The sequence below is a fragment of the Deltaproteobacteria bacterium genome (assembly GCA_016178705.1).
GTDB lineage: Bacteria > Desulfobacterota > Binatia > HRBIN30 > JACQVA1 > JACOST01.
Genome location: JACOST010000023.1, coordinates 13,406 through 30,769, shown reverse-complemented (window position 1 = coordinate 30,769; position 17,364 = coordinate 13,406). Strand labels below are relative to the sequence as shown.

Below are 17,364 nucleotides of genomic sequence, written 5' to 3'. Positions count from 1 at the left end.
GTCGCGTGCCGTGTGACGGTGCCTGTCTAGCGCAGACCTCAGCCCGCACGTCGCAAGCTGGGTGACCGGCCGTGATTCTGTCGCTTCATGTGGTTTCGCCAATTCCGTAGCGATCAGCGGCCTGAGGGTCTAGGTGTTCATTGGCGGCCATCTGTGGTTACCTACCCTGCTATGCGTCTGGAGAAACCGTGCCCGCACTTTCCAGACTGTGTCGGCTGCACGCTGATCGGCAACCCGTACGGTGTCCAACTGGAGCGCAAGCGTGAAACCGTACGCGCTGCGCTCGCGTCGCATGCCACGCTGTGCGCGATCGATGTGCCCGAAGTCGTCGGCTCGCCCAAGGCGTTCGGCTATCGCAATCAGGCCAAGCTGGTGGTGCGCGCGGGTCAGCAGGGCTTGCTGATCGGGATCTACCGCCCCGGCTCGCACGAGGTCGTCGACATTCGCCGTTGCCCGGTGCACCATCCGCTCGTCACCGAGGTGCTCGCGCGAGTCGCGGCGGAGATCGAGCGGCGCGCGCTGTCGATCTACGACGAACGGACGCAGCGCGGGCTGCTGCGTTACGTGATCGTACGCGTCAGCACCTGGACCAAGCGCGCGCAAGTGATCTTGGTGACGCGCGAGCGCGCGCTGCCCGATGGAGCGGGACTGAAACGCGCGCTGCGCCGCATTCACGGCGTGGCCAGTGTGGTGCAGAACGTCAACCCGGATCCGGGTAACGTGATCCTCGGCCCGACGTTTGTACGGCTCGACGGCGATCTCGATCTGGTGGAGCGGGTCGGCTTCTTGAAGCTGAAGAGTAGCGCCGGTGCGTTCTTGCAGGCGAACATTTCGGTTGCCCGCAAGATCTACGAGCGGGTGCTCGAATGGGCGGCGCCGCAGGCGGACGATACGGTGGCCGACCTCTACTGCGGCGTCGGCGCGACCAGCTTCCATCTGGCGACCGCTGCGCGTCACGTCGAAGGCATCGAAGCCTCTCCGGTGGCCGTGCTCGACGCCAAGATGAACACGCGCCTCAACGGCTTTCACAACGTGCGTTTCCACACGGGTGAAGCGGGGATCGTGCTGCCGGACGTGGCTGCGCGCTTAGGCCAGATCGATCTGGTCACCCTCAATCCACCGCGCAAGGGCGCCGACGAGGCCACCCGCCGCGCGATCGTTGCGTGCGCTCCCCGCCGCATCGTCTACGTGTCGTGCGATCCGACGACGCTGGCGCGGGACCTCGATTGGTTCGCGGCGAACCACTACGGCACGACCAAGCTTCAGCCCTACGACATGCTCCCGCAAACCGAGCACGTCGAATGCGTCGCGTTGCTGGAGAAAGAAGTCTAGATTCAATCCGCGCGCTCGATCTCCACCTGCAGCGGCATCAGGAAACGACTCATCATGTTCCAGTAGGCGATCACCATCGTCAGCTCGACGATCTGCTGATCGCTGAACTGATGCCGGATACGGGCGAAGAGTTCCTCAGGCACGGCGACGTCGCGCGTCACCACCTCGGCGTATTCCAACGCCAGCCGCTCGATCTCGGCGTAGTAGGGATACGTGCGGTAGGCACCGACGTTGGCGATTTGCTTGTCGTTCAAGCCGACCGCTTTGCCGATGGTGACGTGTTGCTGAAAGCCGTAGTCGCATCGGTTGATGCGAAAGAGTTGCAGGACGGCGAGCTCGCGCAGTTGCGGATCGAGGGTGAGATCGTTCAGCATGGCGTTGCCGAGTGAACTGACTCGACGCAGCAGCACCGGGGCGTGGGCCAGCGCGCGCATCACGTTGAGCACGAAAGGCCGCCCGAACACCGGCACCGCCGCGTGCTCCAACCGGTTGAAGATCGCCTGCACCTCGGCGGAGGCAGTCGCTGTGTCCACGTATGGAATGCGGGCCATGCGCTGCTTCTAGCAATGCGGTCGACTGAATCCAATGTGGTCGTGACTCGCGCGTGGCGCTCGTGCTAGTCGAAGGTTGAAGCGAGAACATCTACGACACACGCACCCGACATGCTCCTCGCTCTCGATGCCGGCGGCAGTTCGACCCGCTGCCTGGTCGCCCGCAGTGACGGCACGGTTCTCGGACGCGGTCTGGGCGGACCGGGCAATCACATTCTGTCGGGATGGGAGACGGCACGCGCCTCGATCATCGATGCGGTCGGCCAGGCGTGCGCCATGGCGCCGTGTGAAGCCACGAGCATCGGCTGCGCGGTGGCGGGTAGCGCCGGAGTCGGTCCCAACGGTGAAGGCCGCGAAGTCATCGAAGCGCTGTTGACCGAGCAACTGCCACTCGCTCGCGTGCAGGCGATCGGCGACATGGTGGCCGCTTTCTGGGGCGCACTCGCCACCGACTTCGGCGTCGTGGTGGCCGCCGGCACCGGCTCGGTGTGCTACGGCCGCAATGAGCGCGGCGAGAGCCGGCAAGTTGGCGGCTGGGGTCACATCATGGGTGACGAGGGCAGCGCGTATGACATCGCCGTGCGAGCGCTGCGTGCGGTGGCGCGGGCGACCGACGGCCGCGGCCCGCACACGACTCTGTGCGAGCGCATCGCCGCGGCGATGGAGGTCACCGACTTCATGGGCATCGCGGTCCGGGTGTATGGTGAGCCCATGAGCCGCGACGCGATCGCCCGACTGGCGATCACGGTAACAGCCGCCGCGGCCGCCGGTGATGCGGTCGCACAAACAATCCTCGCCGAAGCCGGCGCCGAACTCGGATTGGCGGCGGTGACCACTCTGCGCGCGCTCGAACTCGATCGGATCGCAGCGCCAGTTGCCTACACGGGCGCCGTCTTTGGTGCCGGCGACGCCGTGATCGTGCCATTCGCGACCGCCATCGCTGCGGCTTGTCCGCTCACCCGTATCGCCGCGCCCGAATTTCCGCCCACGGTCGGGGCCTTCAAACTCGCGCTGCGCGCGCTCGGGCTGCCGTTCACCGCGGCAACGTCCGCCGCGCTGCTCGCGACGATCGAGGGCGAAACGCGATGACGATGCTCCGCGTCGGATTCGGCCAGCGCGACATCACGCCGCCGCTCGGGTTGCCGCTGGGTGGCTACGGGGCACGGTTCGGTGGTGCCGACGCGGTGCTCGATCGCCTGCATGCACGCGCGATCGTCATTGACGACGGCGGCGCAGCGATCGCCATCGTTGCGCTCGATCTCGTCCACGTCTTCGCCGACTGGACGGTGCGCGTGCGCGAACGCATCACGCGGGCCTACGGCATCGCGTCGGAGCGCGTGCTGATGGCTGCCACGCATACGCACGCCGGGCCCGCGGTCTTTCGCTCCGGAATCGAACGCGACGAGCGGCTCGCGACCTACGAGCACGCGATGATCGAGCAAGTGGTCGCGAGTGTCGCTGACGCGCGGCAACGCGCTAAGCCCGCCGTGCTGCGGTTTGGCCGTGCCGCGGTCGCTGAGGTCGCCGCCAACCGTCGCGAGGCTGCAATGCCCGTCGATCACATGGTGCGTGTACTGAGTTCGCATGAACCCAATGGCACGCTGCTCGGTGTGCTCGCCAACTTCGGCTGTCATCCGACCGTACTGTCGGCTGCCAATCACGCCTACTCGGGCGATCTGCTGGGCGTTGCAGCGACGCAGGCGGCGCAAACGCTCGCTGCCCCCGTCGTGTTCACCAACGGCGCCGCCGGCGACGTCAGCACGCGCTTCACGCGCCGCGAGCAAACGGCCGACGAGGTGCAACGCCTCGCCCGCCTGCTGGCGGACGGCGTCGGCGCGGCCGTGAACGACGCCGTTGAAGTGGATCTCGGCGATACGTCGCTCGGAGCCGCGGTCGGCACAGTTCCCGTACGGTGGCGTGCGCTGCCCACCCGTGCAGCCGCGCAGGCAGAGGTGGAGGCGGCACTCGCCGACCTGGAGGCTGCGCACACGCGCGGCGACGATGCGCGCGCCCGGCGCGTCGCCGCGGCTCGCGTCGAAGGTGCGCAAGCGGCACTGTGGGTAGGCAGTTACGGTGGCTGGGCGGTTCTGTTCGGCGAGCGGCCGCCGGTGGCGCAACTGCAAGCGCTGCGCTGTGGAGACGTGTCGCTCGTCGCCGCGCCCGGCGAGTTGTTCAGCAGCGCCGGGACGCAGCTACGGCACGCTCTCGGCGAGCGGGTGCTGGTGATCGGCTATGCCAACGACTACCTCGGCTACTTCATCCCCGAGGCCGAGGCGGTTGCCGGCGGTTACGAGGCGTTAATCGCGATGGTCGATCCGCGCGACGAGTCCACGATTTGTAACGGACTGGTCGACGTTGCACTGGCTGCTGGCCACCTTCGCGTCACCTCTCCGCAGATGGAGCGGGAGAACGGTTTATGACCGGCTCTGAGCGCTTCCTCGACGCCGTGATCATGCTGCTCACTCGCCTGCGCGACAGCCAGCGCGCGGCGATCGCGGCGGCGGCGGACGTGATCGCCGCGTCACTCCGGGCAGGCGGTGTCGTCCACCTATTCGGCACCGGTCACTCGCACATGCTCGCCGAAGAGATCTTCTACCGTGCGGGTGGACTCATCGCGGTCGAGGCGATGCTCGATCCGAGCGTCGTCCTCAGCGGCGGCGCGCGGCGCAGCACGGTGACCGAGCGGACTCCGGGTGCCGCCGCCGAGATCGCCAGCCGCTACGATCTGCGCCGTGGGGACGTGGGCGTCGTGATCTCGAACTCGGGACGCAATCCGGCACCGATCGAAATGGCCGAGCTGATGAAGGCGCGTGGTCTGACCGTGATCGCCCTCACCAACGTTACCCACTCGTCAGCGGTCCCGCCGCTGCCGCCGCACACGCTGCGGTTGTTCGAGATCGCCGACCTCACCCTCGACAACGGCGGGGCCCTCGGCGATGCGGCCATTGCTCTCGCCAACGTTGGCAATCCCGTCGGCCCAACGTCGACGATCGCCGGCGCGGCGCTGCTGCATGCGGTGATGATCAGCGTGATGGAACGGCTGGCAACCGCGGGTTCGCCGGTGGTCAATTTTCCGAGCGGCAACGTCGAGGGCGCCGACCTGACCGCGGTGGCGGTCGAGGTCGAGCGGTATCGCGACCGCATTCGGCATTGGTAGACGCGCGATGGAAACTCCAACGACGAAACAGGATCTATTGCTCCGCGGCGGTGATGTCGTCACTCCAGCCGGCGTGCTGACGGGGGTCGATGTGCGTGTCGACGACGGAGTCATCACGAGCGCTGGATCGAGTCTCTCTGCAGCGAACGCGCACGTCATCGATGCGCGCGGGTCGCTCGTGGCGCCTGGGTTCATCGACATTCACATCCATGGAGCCGGTGGTGCGATGGTCGAGCAAGGGGATCCCGATCAGATCGACGTCATCTCCCGCACCCTCGCACGCTTTGGAACGACGGGGTTTCTGGCCACCATTGCTACGTTGGCGGCCGAACCGTTGCGCGCCGCCATGCGTGCCGTGGCCACCGCGGTGGGGCGGGAATCCGGCGCGCGCATTCTTGGCATCCACCTCGAAGGCCCGTTCCTCAATCCAAGTCGAGCTGGCGCGCAAGCCGTGCAATGGATGCGCGCGCCGTCGATCGAGGAGTTCGACACGCTGCAAGAACTCAGCGGCGACCTGATCCGGCTGGTCACTATCGCGCCCGAAATTGATGGCGCGATTCCGTTCATCCGCGCGCTGCACGACCGCGGCGTGGTGGTGTCGGCCGGGCACTCGAACGCGACCGCCGCGGAGATGGCGGTGGCGGTGGACGCCGGAGTCACGCACGTCACGCATCTGTTCAACGCGATGCGCGAACTCCATCACCGCGAGCCCGGCATCGCCGGCGTGGCGTTGACCGACGATCGGCTGTCGGCCGAGCTGATTTGCGACGGCCATCATCTGAGCCCGGCCGTCGTCGAACTCGCGTTGCGCAGCAAGCCGCCGCTGAAAGCCGTGTTGGTCAGCGACGCGGTCGGTGCCCTCGGTCTGCCCGACGGTGACTACGAGATGTTTGGTGTAACTTGCGTCGTGGCGGGCGGGGCCGTGCGGCTCAAGGCCGGTGGTCAACTTGCGGGGAGCTGCCTCACGCTCGATCGTGCGCTGCGCAACCTGCGGCAATGGCAGCCGCAGCGGCCATTGGCCGACCTCATTCACGCCGCGTCGTGGGCACCGGCGCGCGCGCTCGGCCTCGATCATCAGCGAGGAACCATCGAAGCCGGCAAGCAAGCGGATCTGGTGCTGCTCACCCCGGACCTCACCGTGCGGCGCACCTGGTGCGGCGGTGTCGAAGTGTGGCCGGGGTCAGCGTAGAATTTTTTGGGTAGAAAATAGCGCTTGACGACCTGCCGACCCTGCCGTAGCCTTCGCGCGATGAAGACGCGATGGGAGCGCGATGGGAATGGAGGGCGTATGAAACGTCTCGTGGCGATCATGTGGCTCGTTCTGGTGCCGGCCGCGGCACTGGCTATTGGTCCGGAAGTGCGCCGAGTCACGCCCCCGAATCGGCCGTATATCATCGAGATCGGTCAACCGAAGGTGATGGACTCGCGCGCGCTCGATCGAGAGCGCAAGCGCGACAGCGATCTCCGGTACTACATGGAGTACTACGGCTGGCCCGACTATGCCGAGGTGCAGGAGATCGAGCCGGACATCCCGTGGGAAGATTACGAAGTCCACATCTACTATCTTGAGCGCAATCTCGAAATCGCATTCGGCCGCGCCATCGTTTCGCCCGGCGTGCAAGATCTCGGCGTGCTCAAATATCAGGGATACATGGAACCCGAGACGCGCGATCGCATCGTGGCGCTAGTGACCCCCGCGCGTAGCCCAGAGGTGCAACCGGTGGAATTTAGACGGCCGGAACCGGAAGCGCCGATGGAGGCCAAGCCGGTTGCGGCAGCGGCCTCAGTTTCCGATAGCATCGAGTCCATCGTGTTGCGCATGGAAGCGGCGGCCGAGCGGGCGTCCGTGGCCGCCGATCAAGCCGCCGCGGCCAGCGACGCCGCCACGCGCTCGGCAGACCGTGCCGTCAACATCATGGAGAAGATGTCGCGGTAGCCCGACTCCGCACCTATCCAAAGAACGTCTCTGCATTGCCCGTTTCGACTCGCAAGTGTAGCGCTTTGCCGTCGCGGATGACGGTACATGCGAGGGTCTCGCCGGGGCGATGTGACCAGAGCTGTTCGTAGAGCGCGCGCCGGCTACCAATCAAGCGACCGTCGAGCGTAACCACGACATCGCCCGCGTTGAGGCCTGCGGCTTCGGCGGGTGTACCAGGTAAGATGCCGGCGATGACGATGTGCTCGCGCAGGCTGTAGCAAAACAAGCCGGCCCACGCGCGCGGCGGGCGGCTGACGCGACGGCCGTGCCGCAGCAGTTCTTCGCGGTGATCAAGGAAGTGCTCCGCGGGAATCGCCAGCGTGCTGCGCCCGATCTGATTCAACTCGAGCGAGACGACGCCGATCATGCGACCAAGGGCATCGAACATCGCACCACCACCGAGCCCCGGGCTGACCGCCGTGCTCAAAATGGCGTGATCGAGACAGTACTCCCAATAGGCGTCGAACGGTTCGATTGCCATCACGCTGCCCGTGCTGACGCGACGCGCGTTGTCGGTACCAGCGGCGACGAGAAAGATGTCGGCGCCTGGGCTCACGGTGGCCGATGGAGTGAGGGAGATCGCGGGTAACTGACTCGCGTCGACCTTCACCAATGCGATGCCGCTGGCGAAGTCATGTGCGGCCACGGCGCCGATGAGTGTGGTCCCGTCGGCCAGCGTAACCTCGATGCGCGCGGCGCCGAGGATGAGATAGTGCGCGGTGAGCACCAAGCCGCTCGCGTCGACGACCGTGCCCGATCCCGCCCGCTCGCTGCCGAGGATCGTCGCCGACGGATGGTCGGCGGGGATCTCCACGCGCAAATGGACCGAGGCGGGCAATACCCGCTCGAGCAATTTGACCGACGCGTTCATGCGCGCGCATTCATGCTAGGCACGTTTGCCGGACCGATCGCGTTTGCAACTTGCATTGATTGATGGAAGCGCGAGACACGAGACGACGCCACGGCCGATGCCACATCCGTCGCGCCGGCCGCTGTTGCAACCGCGCGACCCGGTGGCTAAGAACGTGGCTTCTGGAAAAGCAGGAATCGCATGCCGACGCAAGAACTCCGGCTCGCGTGTACGCCGCTCGATTTGTTGGCGGGCGGGCAGTCGCGGCCGTTTTTGTTTGACGGTGCCGGCCCGGACTCCTGGGGCAGTGGGTTCGCGATCTTCGGCCACAATCCGAGTGCAACCTTGCGTGTCGACGCGGCCGGTGTCGCGCAGTGGTCGGATGGCCAGCAACACCGCGACCTGCACAGCGATCCACTCGCGCAGCTGGAACGCTTTTGCGCCGCGCACGCGGCACGTACCCGTGATGCCCCGCCGTTGCCGTTTGCCGGTGGATTGGTCGCGATGCTGAGCTACGACCTCAAGGATCGCATCGAGCGTCTCCCCAGCCTCGCGCGGGATGATCAGCAGCTCCCGGTGCTCGACTGTGCCGCGTACGACTGGGCCCTGCTATACGACTACCGCACTCGGTCGTGGCTGCTCACGTCGGCATTCCTGAGCGACGACGCGTTGAACGCTGTCGGCCGCGCGATCACGCAGCAGACCCGCGTCGGTGCGCCGCCAGCCGCGGTGCCGACGGTCGTCACTTCGAACTTCACCCGCGCCGCCTACGTGGCGGCAGTGCGTCGCGCGCTCGCCTACATCGCGGCGGGGGATATCTATCAAGTCAACCTCGCGCAGCGGTTCATGGCCGCGGCTGCTATCCGCCTCGCGCCGCAATTGTTCGCGCGCCTGCAGGCGCAGCATCCGATGCCGTACGCCGCCTACCTCGACTGCGACGACTTCGCGGTGGTGAGCAATTCGCCGGAATGCTTTCTCCAACTGACGCCCGAATCGATTACGACATGGCCGATCAAGGGCACGCGCGCGCGCGGTTGCGACAACGTGGCCGACGTGGCGAGCGCGCAGGCGCTGCGGGCGTCGGTCAAAGACGGCGCCGAGCATGTGATGATCGTCGATCTCGAACGCAACGACCTCGGCCGGCTGTGTCAGGCGGGCTCGGTGACGGTTGGATCGTTCGCGGCGGTGCAGTCGTTCCCGACGCTGCATCATCTGGTGTCCGAGATCCACGGCCGGCTGCAACCGGGCACGAGCTTCGCCGACATTCTGCGCGCGACGTTTCCCGGCGGCTCGATCACTGGCGCGCCCAAGATTCGCGCCATGGAAATCATCGATGAGCTCGAACCGGTCCGGCGTGGCGTGTACACCGGCGCGATCGGGTTCCTCGACGCCCAGGGTCGTGGCACGTTCAACATCGCGATCCGCACGGCCGTTGCACGCGCCGGCCAGTTGACCTACCACGCCGGAGGCGCAGTGGTTGCCGACTCCGATCCTGACGGCGAGTACGAAGAGACGCTGCTTAAGGCGCGCGCGTTCTTCGCCGCCTGCGGCGTGAGTGGTCCCGCGTGAGCGGCGTGTCGGCACGTGCACCGGTCGGTTTTGTCTACGTGAACGGCCACGTCGTACCGGCGGCCGGTGCGCGTGTCAGCGTATTCGACCGCGGCTTCCTTTATGGCGACGGCTTGTTCGAAACCATGCGCTCGTATCGTGGCGCCCTGTTCGGTCTGAGCGAGCATCTTGCCCGACTGCGCGCGAGTGCGCGCTGGCTCCGTATTCCCGTGCCGTCGATCGACTGGTCGCGCGCGATCGAGCGCCTGTTGCGGCGCAATGACTTGCTCGATGGCGATGCCGCCGTGCGCATTACGCTGACGCGCGGACCGGGCCGCCCCGGCCTGCTGCCGCCCGCCGCCGTGACGCCCACGGTGCTGATCGTGGCGACGATGATTGGGCTCGAGGTCGCTCGCGCGCAACGGCGCGGTGCGCGCGTCACGCTGCTTCCGTTCGCGCGCGCCGGCGCGACGGCGGGGCACAAGACGCTCGACTACGTCCCGGCGATTCTCGGTCGCATGCAGGCCCAGCGCGTCAACGCGTTCGAGGCGTTGTACGTCACGCCGCGCGGTCATGTGACCGAAGGCACGACGAGCAACTTGTTTGTCGTGCGCCGCGGCGCGCTGCTCACGCCGCCGCTCGATAGCACCGCCGGGGTTCTACCCGGTGTGACCCGTCGACTTGTGATGGACCTCGCCCGCACACTGACGCTGCGGGTCCGCGAGTGCCGCGTACCGGTGCGCGAGCTGCTGGCCGCTGAGGAAGCCTTCTGTACGTCGTCGGTTGTCGAGATCGTGCCAATCGTTCGCGTCGACAATCGGCCGATCGCTGACGGGCGATGCGGCGCGCTGACACGGCAACTCCAGCTCGGGTATCGGGCGCGCGTCGGTCGGGCGAGCTAAAGCTCGCCATCACTGAGAGTCGTGTGTCGCTGGCGTAGGCGCCGCGACTTCGTTCGCACGCTGTCCTGTGGCGGGACCAGCGCGCGGGCGGCGGCTACGGCATTCAGCGCATCGACTCGACCCCATCCCGCGTGCGAATCGTAGCCGGCGTCGCCGACATCGACCGCGTTGGCCTTGAGCAGGTCGGTCACTTGCGTCGATGTCAGCGATGGATTCACGCTCCGCACCAATGCCGCGACACCGGCGGCCACTGGACTCGCGAACGACGTGCCCGATACGGTGGCGTAGCCACCGCCCATCGCCGTCGTGGCGATCATCACGCCCGGCGCGGCGAGATCGACGTACGCGCCCGAGCTGGAGAACGTCGCGATGCGATCAGATTGATCCGTCGCGGCAACCGAAATGACCCACGGGTTGGCCGCATCGTCGTGCGTGAAGCCGTCATTGCCAGCGGCGGCGAACGTGACGCCACCTTTGGCGGCAAAGTACTGCGCGGCCACGTTGATCGACTGCGCGCCGAATACGGCGAAGCTGAGGTTCGCCACCCGCGCGCCGTGATCGGCGGCCCACACCAGTCCGCTGGCGATGGTCGAGAGATAGGCGAGGCCGTCCTCGTCGGTGACGCGAATCGGCATGATCGGGTTCGCCCACGCCACACCGCTGACGCCGATCCCGTTGTTGCTCGCCGCGGCGGCGATCCCGGCCACCATCGTGCCGTGACCCGACACGTCGTGCGTGTCGCTGCTGTGATCGTAGAGATTGAAGCCCAGTACGAGTTTGCCCACGAGATCGGGATGGGTGGCGTCGACGCCGCTGTCGAGAATCGCGATGGGTGCGGTGGCCGAGCCAATCGTTATGTCCCACGCAGCGAGACAGTCGATGCGCGCGAGGTGATATTGCTGCGAAAAAACCGGATCGGTCGGCCGCATGGCCGGGGCGATGGCGCGATCGCGTTCGACGAACGCGATGCGAGGGTCGGCGTGTAACACGGCTTCGATCTCTGCCAGCCGTGCGGGTGCGGCGGCGAGCACGTGCAGACGAATCCGCCGAATGCGTTGGACGCGGCTCAACCCGTGCGCTCCGAACAACGCGTGTAGCTCGGTGGCGGACACGCCCGCTTTCGTTTGCACCAGCAACCGAGCAGATGATTGGGCGTGCGCGGCGCCGCCGCAGAACAGGGCCAGCATTGCGATGAATACGCGCCGACGCATACCCCTACGCAGAGCAGCGGACGTGCCGCGCCCGACCTCTGGGAGCGTTTCGTCATCGCGCTGGCGGTCTGTGCTCGGCGCGGAAAAGTTGACACTCACGAGTTGCGCGACACCGCATCGCACTTCGCATTCACGCGCGATGTCGTGTGCGAGCTGTGCTGTCAGGCTTCTGACGAAGTGCCCGCCTATTCGGATGCAGTTGACGGCAGATGCTTACCGGACGGCTACGCCCTTTGACCCCGCCGCCGCGCTGCGCTTTATAGACGCCATGCCGCGGAGCGTGCGCTGCCCGATTTGCCACCAGGAGTGTGCGTGGGACGACAACCCCGCGCGCCCGTTCTGCTCGGAGCGCTGTCGCATGATCGATCTGGGCAACTGGTTGGGCGAGCGCTATCGCGTTCCCGGTGCGCAGGCGGGCGACGAGTCGGAGGGCGGCTCCGGAACCGACGATGAGTGAAAGGGTTCGCCGGGAGGCAGGGCCTGAACGATCACTGCCGCGTGTGCGCTCGTGATCCATCCGACTGCGATCATCGATCCGCGCGCGCAGATCGACGCCAGCGCCGAGATTGGTCCCTACAGCGTCATCGACGGCCCGGTGGTCATCGGCCCGCGCACGCGGGTGATTGCGCAGGCGTACCTTACGGGGATGACGACCATTGGCGCCGACAACGTCATTCACCCCGGTGCGGCGCTCGGGGTCGAGCCGGAAGATCTCGCGTTCAGCGGGCAGGAGAGTTTCTTGCGCATCGGCGATCGCAATGTGGTGCGCGAGCACGTCCAAGTGCAACGAGGCACCAAGCCGGGTTCGGCGACGGAAATCGGCGACGACAACTTCCTCATGCACCACGCCCACGTCGCCCACAATTGCCGCGTCGGCCATCGCGTGATCTTGGCGGCAGGGGCCACATTGGCGGGCTACGTCGAGGTGGGCGACGGGGTGTTCATTTCGGGCAACTGCGTCGTTCACCAATTTGTGCGGATCGGCCGCTTGGCGCTGCTGCGCGGGCTGTCGCGTACCAGCCGCGATGTGCCACCATTCTGTCTGATGGATCACACCCACGTCGTGCGCACGCTCAATCGCGTCGGTTTGCGGCGCGCGGGCTTTAGCGCCGAGGAGATGCGCGCGCTGCAGCGCGCCTTCGTGCGTCTCTTTCGCACCCATGGCAACCTGCGCACGGCGGTGGCCGAACTCGCGGCCGCGCCCCAGTCGTCCGCAGTCGAGGAGCTGTTGGCGTTCATCCGCGCCTCGACCCGGGGTGTCTGTTTCGGTGCGCGCGCCGGCGCGGTCGAAGACTCGGACTGACGTAGAAAAAGGGCCGCCGGCGGCCCATCCGGCCCTGGAGATTTCGTCAAAGATTTCGGTTGCGACGGCGACAACGTGCATGCTATATGCGCCCGCGTTTCGAGGCGAATGTTCCTGAACACGAAGGTAAATGGGGTGGCGGTGCGGCTGTCGCCTGACTGTCCGATTGGGGCCGCTAAGACCTTTCGTCCGGGCTTTCCCTCAAACTAGGAAGATTGTGAGTAATCAGTCGGTAGTAGAAAGGAGGGAGGGCGCCATGCCGCAAGGTACGGTGAAGTGGTTCAACGGCCAGAAGGGCTACGGGTTCATCACCAAGGACGATGGCCAAGACGTGTTTGTGCACTACTCGGCTATTCAAGGCCAAGGATTCCGCACGCTCGACGAGGGGCAGCGCGTGGAGTTCGAGATCACGCAGGGTCCGAAGGGCCTGCAGGCCACCAATGTGAACAAGGTCTGAGCGCGTCGTAGCATCGCACAAAGCCCCGGCCCGGGTTTTCGGTCCGGGGCTTTGTTTTTTTCGCTGCCGGGTCGTTGCCTACCTTGCCGCACCGCCGACCGCTTGCTATCAGCAGATAGACGCTTCGCAGTGAATGAACGTGCGCACCATAGTTGCACCGGGGGCGCTCCGCTGCCACCACGGCAGCGAACCCGACTAGACGACAGGACAAGACAGGAATTGTTCCGCCATGATTGCTCGCCGTGACGCGCTGCTCGGCGCCGTCCCACAGCACCGATTCGTCAACTGCAACGGCATTCGGGTCCACTACCTCGAGTGGGAGAACAGCGGACCGCCGATCTTGCTGGTGCATGGTACGGGTTTCCACGCGTACGTATGGAAGCCGATCGCGCAGCTGCTCAGCCAAACGTTTCGCGTGATCGCCATCGATCAACGCGGCCACGGTGATAGCAGCAAGCCGGAATCGGGCTACAGCTGGGATCACTTCGGTGAGGATCTCCATCACTTCATCGAGACGCTCGGGCTGCAACACATTCCGGCCGTGGGGCATTCGGCCGGCGCGACCGCGATCGCCTATTGCGCCGCGCATCATCTCGGATCCATTTCGCGCGCCGTCTTGATCGATCCGATCCTGGTTCCGAAGCTGCCCGACGGACAGATCATTCAGAACCCGTTGGCGCATCGCGCGCGCAAACGCCGCATGGTGTGGGAGAGCCGCACCTCGATGTTTCACTCGTATCGGACGCGCGCTCCGTTCAACACTTGGCGCGAGGACGTGCTATGGGCGTACATCGAAGAGGGTACCGTGTTGCGGCCCGACGGCCACATCGAATTGAAATGTCCCGGAACCATTGAGGCGCAGATCTTTGATCACGCCGCGAGCATTGATGGCTTCGCGATCCTGCCGCAGGTCTCCATTCCCGTGTTGATCTTACGCGGGGAGAACAGCGATGCGTTTCCGGACAGCAGCTTCACCACCGCGACCAGCTTGCTGCCCAATGTTCACGCCAAAACGATTGCGCGCGCCTCGCACTTCGTGCCCATGGAACGACCCGACGCGGTGGAGCGCTCGATTCGGACGTTCTTGCGGCGATGAGTCTACCGATCCCTACGCTCGGCCTGCACCACGTCGCGCTCCGCGTCCGCGATCTCGCACGCGCCAAGGCGTTCTACACGGAGGTGTTCGGCTTCGACATCGTGTGGGAGCCGGATGCAGCGAATGCGTACCTGTCGTCCGGCAGCGACAACCTTGCGCTGCACGAAGTCCCCGACCCGTTGCCGACCGGCGTTGGCCAACCGCTCGACCATCTCGGGTTGTTGGTGGCCACACCGGAGATGGTCGATCGCGCCGAGGTCGAGTTGCGCGCGCGCGCACTGCCGATCGTTCACCAACCCAAGACCCACCGCGACGGCAGCCGCTCGCTGTACTGCGCGGATCCCGACGGCAACGTCGTGCAGATTCTCTACGAGCCCACCATCAGCCGGCGCGTGCGCCGATGAGCACATTCAGTCCGGCCCGCACGTGGGCGGCGTGGGGTGTGCACCTCTACACCGCCAGTGGCGCTCCGTTGGGGCTGGTGGCGCTGATCGCGTCGGGACGCGGCGACTTCGGTCTAGCGTTCGCGTGCATGACGTTGGCGACGTTCATTGACTCGACCGACGGTGCCTTGGCGCGACGAGTGGGTGTGAAGGAGGTGTTGCCGCGATTCGACGGCGCCAAACTCGACGACATCGTCGACTATTTGAACTACGCCGTGGTGCCGATCGTGCTGGCGTACCAAGCGAGCTTGCTCCCAGCGGGGCTACTCGGTCTGGTGGTCGGCAGCGCTCCACTGCTCGCGAGCGGCTACGGTTTCTCGCAGACCGAAGCGAAGACCGCGGATCATTTTTTCACCGGCTTCCCATCGTATTGGAACGTCGTCGTCTTCTACTTGTACACGCTGCAAACGCCGCTGTGGTTCAACGTCAGCGCACTACTCGGATTTTCCGTGCTGGTGTTCGTGCCGATCCGCTATCTCTACCCCAGCCGCAGTACCTCGGTGCGCACGCTGACCTACGTGCTCGCCACCGCGTGGGCCTTGGTGATGTTCGAACTGCTGCGCGAGTTCCCGCACCCGTCGCAACAGCTCGCGTTCATTTCGCTGTTTTTCCCCGCCTACTACATGGCGGCGTCGTTCCACATCCACCTGCGCACGGCGCGCGCGCCGCACGCCTAGCCGCCGCTCAGCCGGTGGGGAGGTGGAAGTACACGTCTTCCTCGACGGTGTTGTTGCGGCCGCGAGTATCGCTCCACACCACGTAGGGGCGGCCGTGCTTGTCCACCGTCACCCACATGTAGTCACCAAGGAAGCCGGCTTCGATCGGGTTGTTGGCCGGAGTGAGATTCGGCATCGATTCGGCGGTCAGCCGCGTGTAGCTGAGCGCGCGCGTTGCGGACGCCGGATTCTGCACCTTGGCCAATGTGATGTCGTTGCACCCGGTTTGCTCGCACAGACCATACGAGCGGTCGTAGTACGCAACCCACAGCTTGCCACCGCCTGGCGAAATAGAACTCCACGGTTGCCATTGCGCTGAATGACCGAAGCGCGACGAGGGCGTCACGTTGATCGCCGGGCTCCAGGTGCCCCCACCGTCGGTCGAGAAGGCATAGAACACATCGTTGTTGCACGGGCCGCTCACGCTCGCGGCGTCACCCAGCGGTGTGCAGCTGCCGCCGCCATGGCGGAAATCTGCCCAGGCGAAGTAGAGATTGCCCATCCGATCGATTGAGAGCGAGCCCGACGTGTCATCGTTGACGCGATAACCGTTCGGCGGCAAACACTGTGAGTCAGCTTCACACCCGGTGACGGGATCAGGCCCGATCGGCTGCAGCGCAAAGTCGTCGGCAATCTTCACCGGCGTGCTCCAGTTCGCCATCTGACTACAGTCGGCCGATGGCGGACACGAGACGATGGCAAATTGGTTGAGGCCGACATCGGGAGTGTTGCTGTTCGAGAACGTGACGTACACCGCTCCGTCCATCCCGACGATCGGATGTGGCCCCTGATCCTGATCACACGCGTCCATGTCGGTCTCGCCGCTGCCGACTGTGCAGATCGCACTGTTCGCGCCGCTGATTTCGATGCCCGCCGACCACGTCGCGCCGCCGTCGGTCGATTGGCTGAAGAAGATCGGACTATCCGCATCGACGCCGACGCCAGTCGCCGAACGAAAGCGGGTCCAGGCGGCGTAAACGTTGCCAACTTTCGGACTGCTCTTGCTCGCGTCGGCGACGATGAACTGCTTGTCGTTGAAGATCGCGGCATCGTTGTCGTTGACGACGATGCCCAACGGAAGCGTTTCGTACAGCTGAAACGGCGACGCCGCGGGGGAGTGGAAGAATCGACCGCCGATGTTCTTGCGCGATTTGGCGACCACGATCGCACTGACGGGTGTGCTGATGTCGAACAGGATACCGCTGATATAGGCGTTGCCATCGCGATCGAAGGTCGCCGACGGATCCGAGCACGCGTCGGCCGTATGCCCGTCGCCCATCACGAACTCATAGAACGGCGGCACCAGGTCTCCCCATGTGCGCCCCCCGTCGAAGGACCAATCGAAGCCGCAGTGATTGAACCCGAGGCGGCTGTCGTTCTGGCCGGCGACGAGATTCATCGCGTTCGTCGGGTTGATGGCGATCACTTCTTCGGCTTGCCGCCGGCGCGTGCAGTCTTGGTTCACGCGGACGTTCGTCGTGTCGAGCGTCTTCGCACAGCCCACCGTCGCGGGGCCGGACGGTGGCAGCAACAAGTCAGCCGTGACACTGAGCCCCTGGGCGGGGGCTTGCGCCGCGCGCCGCGTGAGGTCGCCGGCGGCCTGCAGCGCGGCGTAGCGCACGCCAGACGAGAGCGCGCGCAAGTGGTGCGGGCGCGCTTCGAGTCCGCGCGTCAGGCGCATTTCACGCGCGACCACGTTGTTGGCACTCGGGGTCGAACTCAGGTGGCGAGGCCCTACGCTCAGGGCACTCACCACGAGCAGCACCAGCACGACCACCAATCTCAGGATACGCGCGATGGTCTTCATAACTCTCCTTCCG

General features: G+C 65.7%; 18 protein-coding genes. 14 read left to right on the top strand and 4 right to left on the bottom strand.

Translation table 11 applies throughout. The features are described 5' to 3' along the window. The first annotated feature begins 171 nt into the window (after positions 1-171). Positions 172-1,332 (top strand): 23S rRNA (uracil(1939)-C(5))-methyltransferase RlmD, encoded by a 1,161-nt coding sequence (gene rlmD, locus HYR72_15620; protein MBI1816406.1) that lies wholly within the window; start codon positions 172-174, stop codon positions 1,330-1,332. A gap of 2 nt (positions 1,333-1,334) precedes the next feature. Here the strand turns inward: rlmD and HYR72_15615 are convergent, their stop codons facing one another. Next, positions 1,335-1,883 (bottom strand): carboxymuconolactone decarboxylase family protein, encoded by a 549-nt coding sequence (locus HYR72_15615; GenBank protein MBI1816405.1) that lies wholly within the window; start codon positions 1,881-1,883, stop codon positions 1,335-1,337. A gap of 111 nt (positions 1,884-1,994) precedes the next feature. Between HYR72_15615 and HYR72_15610 the strand changes: the two genes are divergently transcribed. From HYR72_15610 to HYR72_15590, 5 genes are all read left to right on the top strand, one after another. After that, positions 1,995-2,972 (top strand): hypothetical protein, encoded by a 978-nt coding sequence (locus tag HYR72_15610; protein ID MBI1816404.1) that lies wholly within the window; start codon positions 1,995-1,997, stop codon positions 2,970-2,972. Further along, entirely contained in the window at positions 2,969-4,303 is a 1,335-nt protein-coding gene (locus HYR72_15605) for a neutral/alkaline non-lysosomal ceramidase N-terminal domain-containing protein (GenBank protein ID MBI1816403.1), read from the top strand. Before HYR72_15610 ends, HYR72_15605 begins: the two co-directional genes overlap by 4 nt. After that, positions 4,300-5,040 (top strand): SIS domain-containing protein, encoded by a 741-nt coding sequence (locus tag HYR72_15600; GenBank protein ID MBI1816402.1) that lies wholly within the window; start codon positions 4,300-4,302, stop codon positions 5,038-5,040. Before HYR72_15605 ends, HYR72_15600 begins: the two co-directional genes overlap by 4 nt. Before the next feature lie 7 nt (positions 5,041-5,047). Continuing rightward, a complete protein-coding gene (nagA, locus tag HYR72_15595; protein ID MBI1816401.1) occupies positions 5,048-6,229 on the top strand; it encodes an N-acetylglucosamine-6-phosphate deacetylase in 1,182 nt (393 codons plus the stop codon). A 99-nt stretch (positions 6,230-6,328) separates the two neighbouring features. Continuing rightward, on the top strand, positions 6,329-6,976 hold the full coding sequence (locus HYR72_15590) for a hypothetical protein (GenBank protein ID MBI1816400.1): 648 nt from the start codon (positions 6,329-6,331) through the stop codon (positions 6,974-6,976). Between the two features lie 13 nt (positions 6,977-6,989). Here HYR72_15590 and HYR72_15585 read toward each other — a convergent pair whose 3' ends face one another. Next, positions 6,990-7,889 carry a serine protease gene (locus HYR72_15585; protein ID MBI1816399.1) on the bottom strand — a complete coding sequence of 300 codons (900 nt, stop codon included), beginning with the start codon at positions 7,887-7,889 and terminating at the stop codon, positions 6,990-6,992. A 180-nt stretch (positions 7,890-8,069) separates the two neighbouring features. Between HYR72_15585 and pabB the strand changes: the two genes are divergently transcribed. Further along, the gene (gene pabB / locus HYR72_15580) at positions 8,070-9,437 is read left to right on the top strand and encodes an aminodeoxychorismate synthase component I (GenBank protein ID MBI1816398.1); all 1,368 of its coding nucleotides are present in this window, start codon (positions 8,070-8,072) and stop codon (positions 9,435-9,437) included. Between the two features lie 5 nt (positions 9,438-9,442). Further along, complete coding sequence (locus HYR72_15575) at positions 9,443-10,318, top strand: aminotransferase class IV (GenBank protein ID MBI1816397.1); 876 nt, start codon at positions 9,443-9,445, stop codon at positions 10,316-10,318. Here the strand turns inward: HYR72_15575 and HYR72_15570 are convergent. Then, positions 10,315-11,529 (bottom strand): S8 family serine peptidase, encoded by a 1,215-nt coding sequence (locus tag HYR72_15570; protein MBI1816396.1) that lies wholly within the window; start codon positions 11,527-11,529, stop codon positions 10,315-10,317. The two genes, HYR72_15575 and HYR72_15570, sit on opposite strands and share 4 nt — an antisense overlap. A 259-nt stretch (positions 11,530-11,788) precedes the next feature. Between HYR72_15570 and HYR72_15565 the strand changes: the two genes are divergently transcribed. From HYR72_15565 to HYR72_15540, 6 genes are all read left to right on the top strand, one after another. After that, on the top strand, positions 11,789-11,986 hold the full coding sequence (locus HYR72_15565; protein ID MBI1816395.1) for a DNA gyrase inhibitor YacG: 198 nt from the start codon (positions 11,789-11,791) through the stop codon (positions 11,984-11,986). A 30-nt stretch (positions 11,987-12,016) separates the two neighbouring features. Next, positions 12,017-12,832: an acyl-ACP--UDP-N-acetylglucosamine O-acyltransferase gene (gene lpxA / locus HYR72_15560; protein MBI1816394.1), complete on the top strand. Its 816-nt coding sequence runs from the start codon at positions 12,017-12,019 to the stop codon at positions 12,830-12,832. Between the two features lie 256 nt (positions 12,833-13,088). Continuing rightward, complete coding sequence (locus HYR72_15555) at positions 13,089-13,289, top strand: cold shock domain-containing protein (GenBank protein ID MBI1816393.1); 201 nt, start codon at positions 13,089-13,091, stop codon at positions 13,287-13,289. A 229-nt stretch (positions 13,290-13,518) separates the two neighbouring features. Continuing rightward, a complete protein-coding gene (locus HYR72_15550) occupies positions 13,519-14,385 on the top strand; it encodes an alpha/beta hydrolase (protein ID MBI1816392.1) in 867 nt (288 codons plus the stop codon). Continuing rightward, positions 14,382-14,789: a VOC family protein gene (locus tag HYR72_15545; protein ID MBI1816391.1), complete on the top strand. Its 408-nt coding sequence runs from the start codon at positions 14,382-14,384 to the stop codon at positions 14,787-14,789. Before HYR72_15550 ends, HYR72_15545 begins: the two co-directional genes overlap by 4 nt. Next, positions 14,786-15,505: a CDP-diacylglycerol O-phosphatidyltransferase gene (locus tag HYR72_15540; protein MBI1816390.1), complete on the top strand. Its 720-nt coding sequence runs from the start codon at positions 14,786-14,788 to the stop codon at positions 15,503-15,505. Before HYR72_15545 ends, HYR72_15540 begins: the two co-directional genes overlap by 4 nt. A gap of 7 nt (positions 15,506-15,512) precedes the next feature. Here HYR72_15540 and HYR72_15535 read toward each other — a convergent pair whose 3' ends face one another. Continuing rightward, positions 15,513-17,351, bottom strand: coding sequence for an exo-alpha-sialidase (locus HYR72_15535; GenBank protein ID MBI1816389.1), 1,839 nt, complete (start codon positions 17,349-17,351; stop codon positions 15,513-15,515). Between the last annotated feature and the right edge of the window lie 13 nt (positions 17,352-17,364).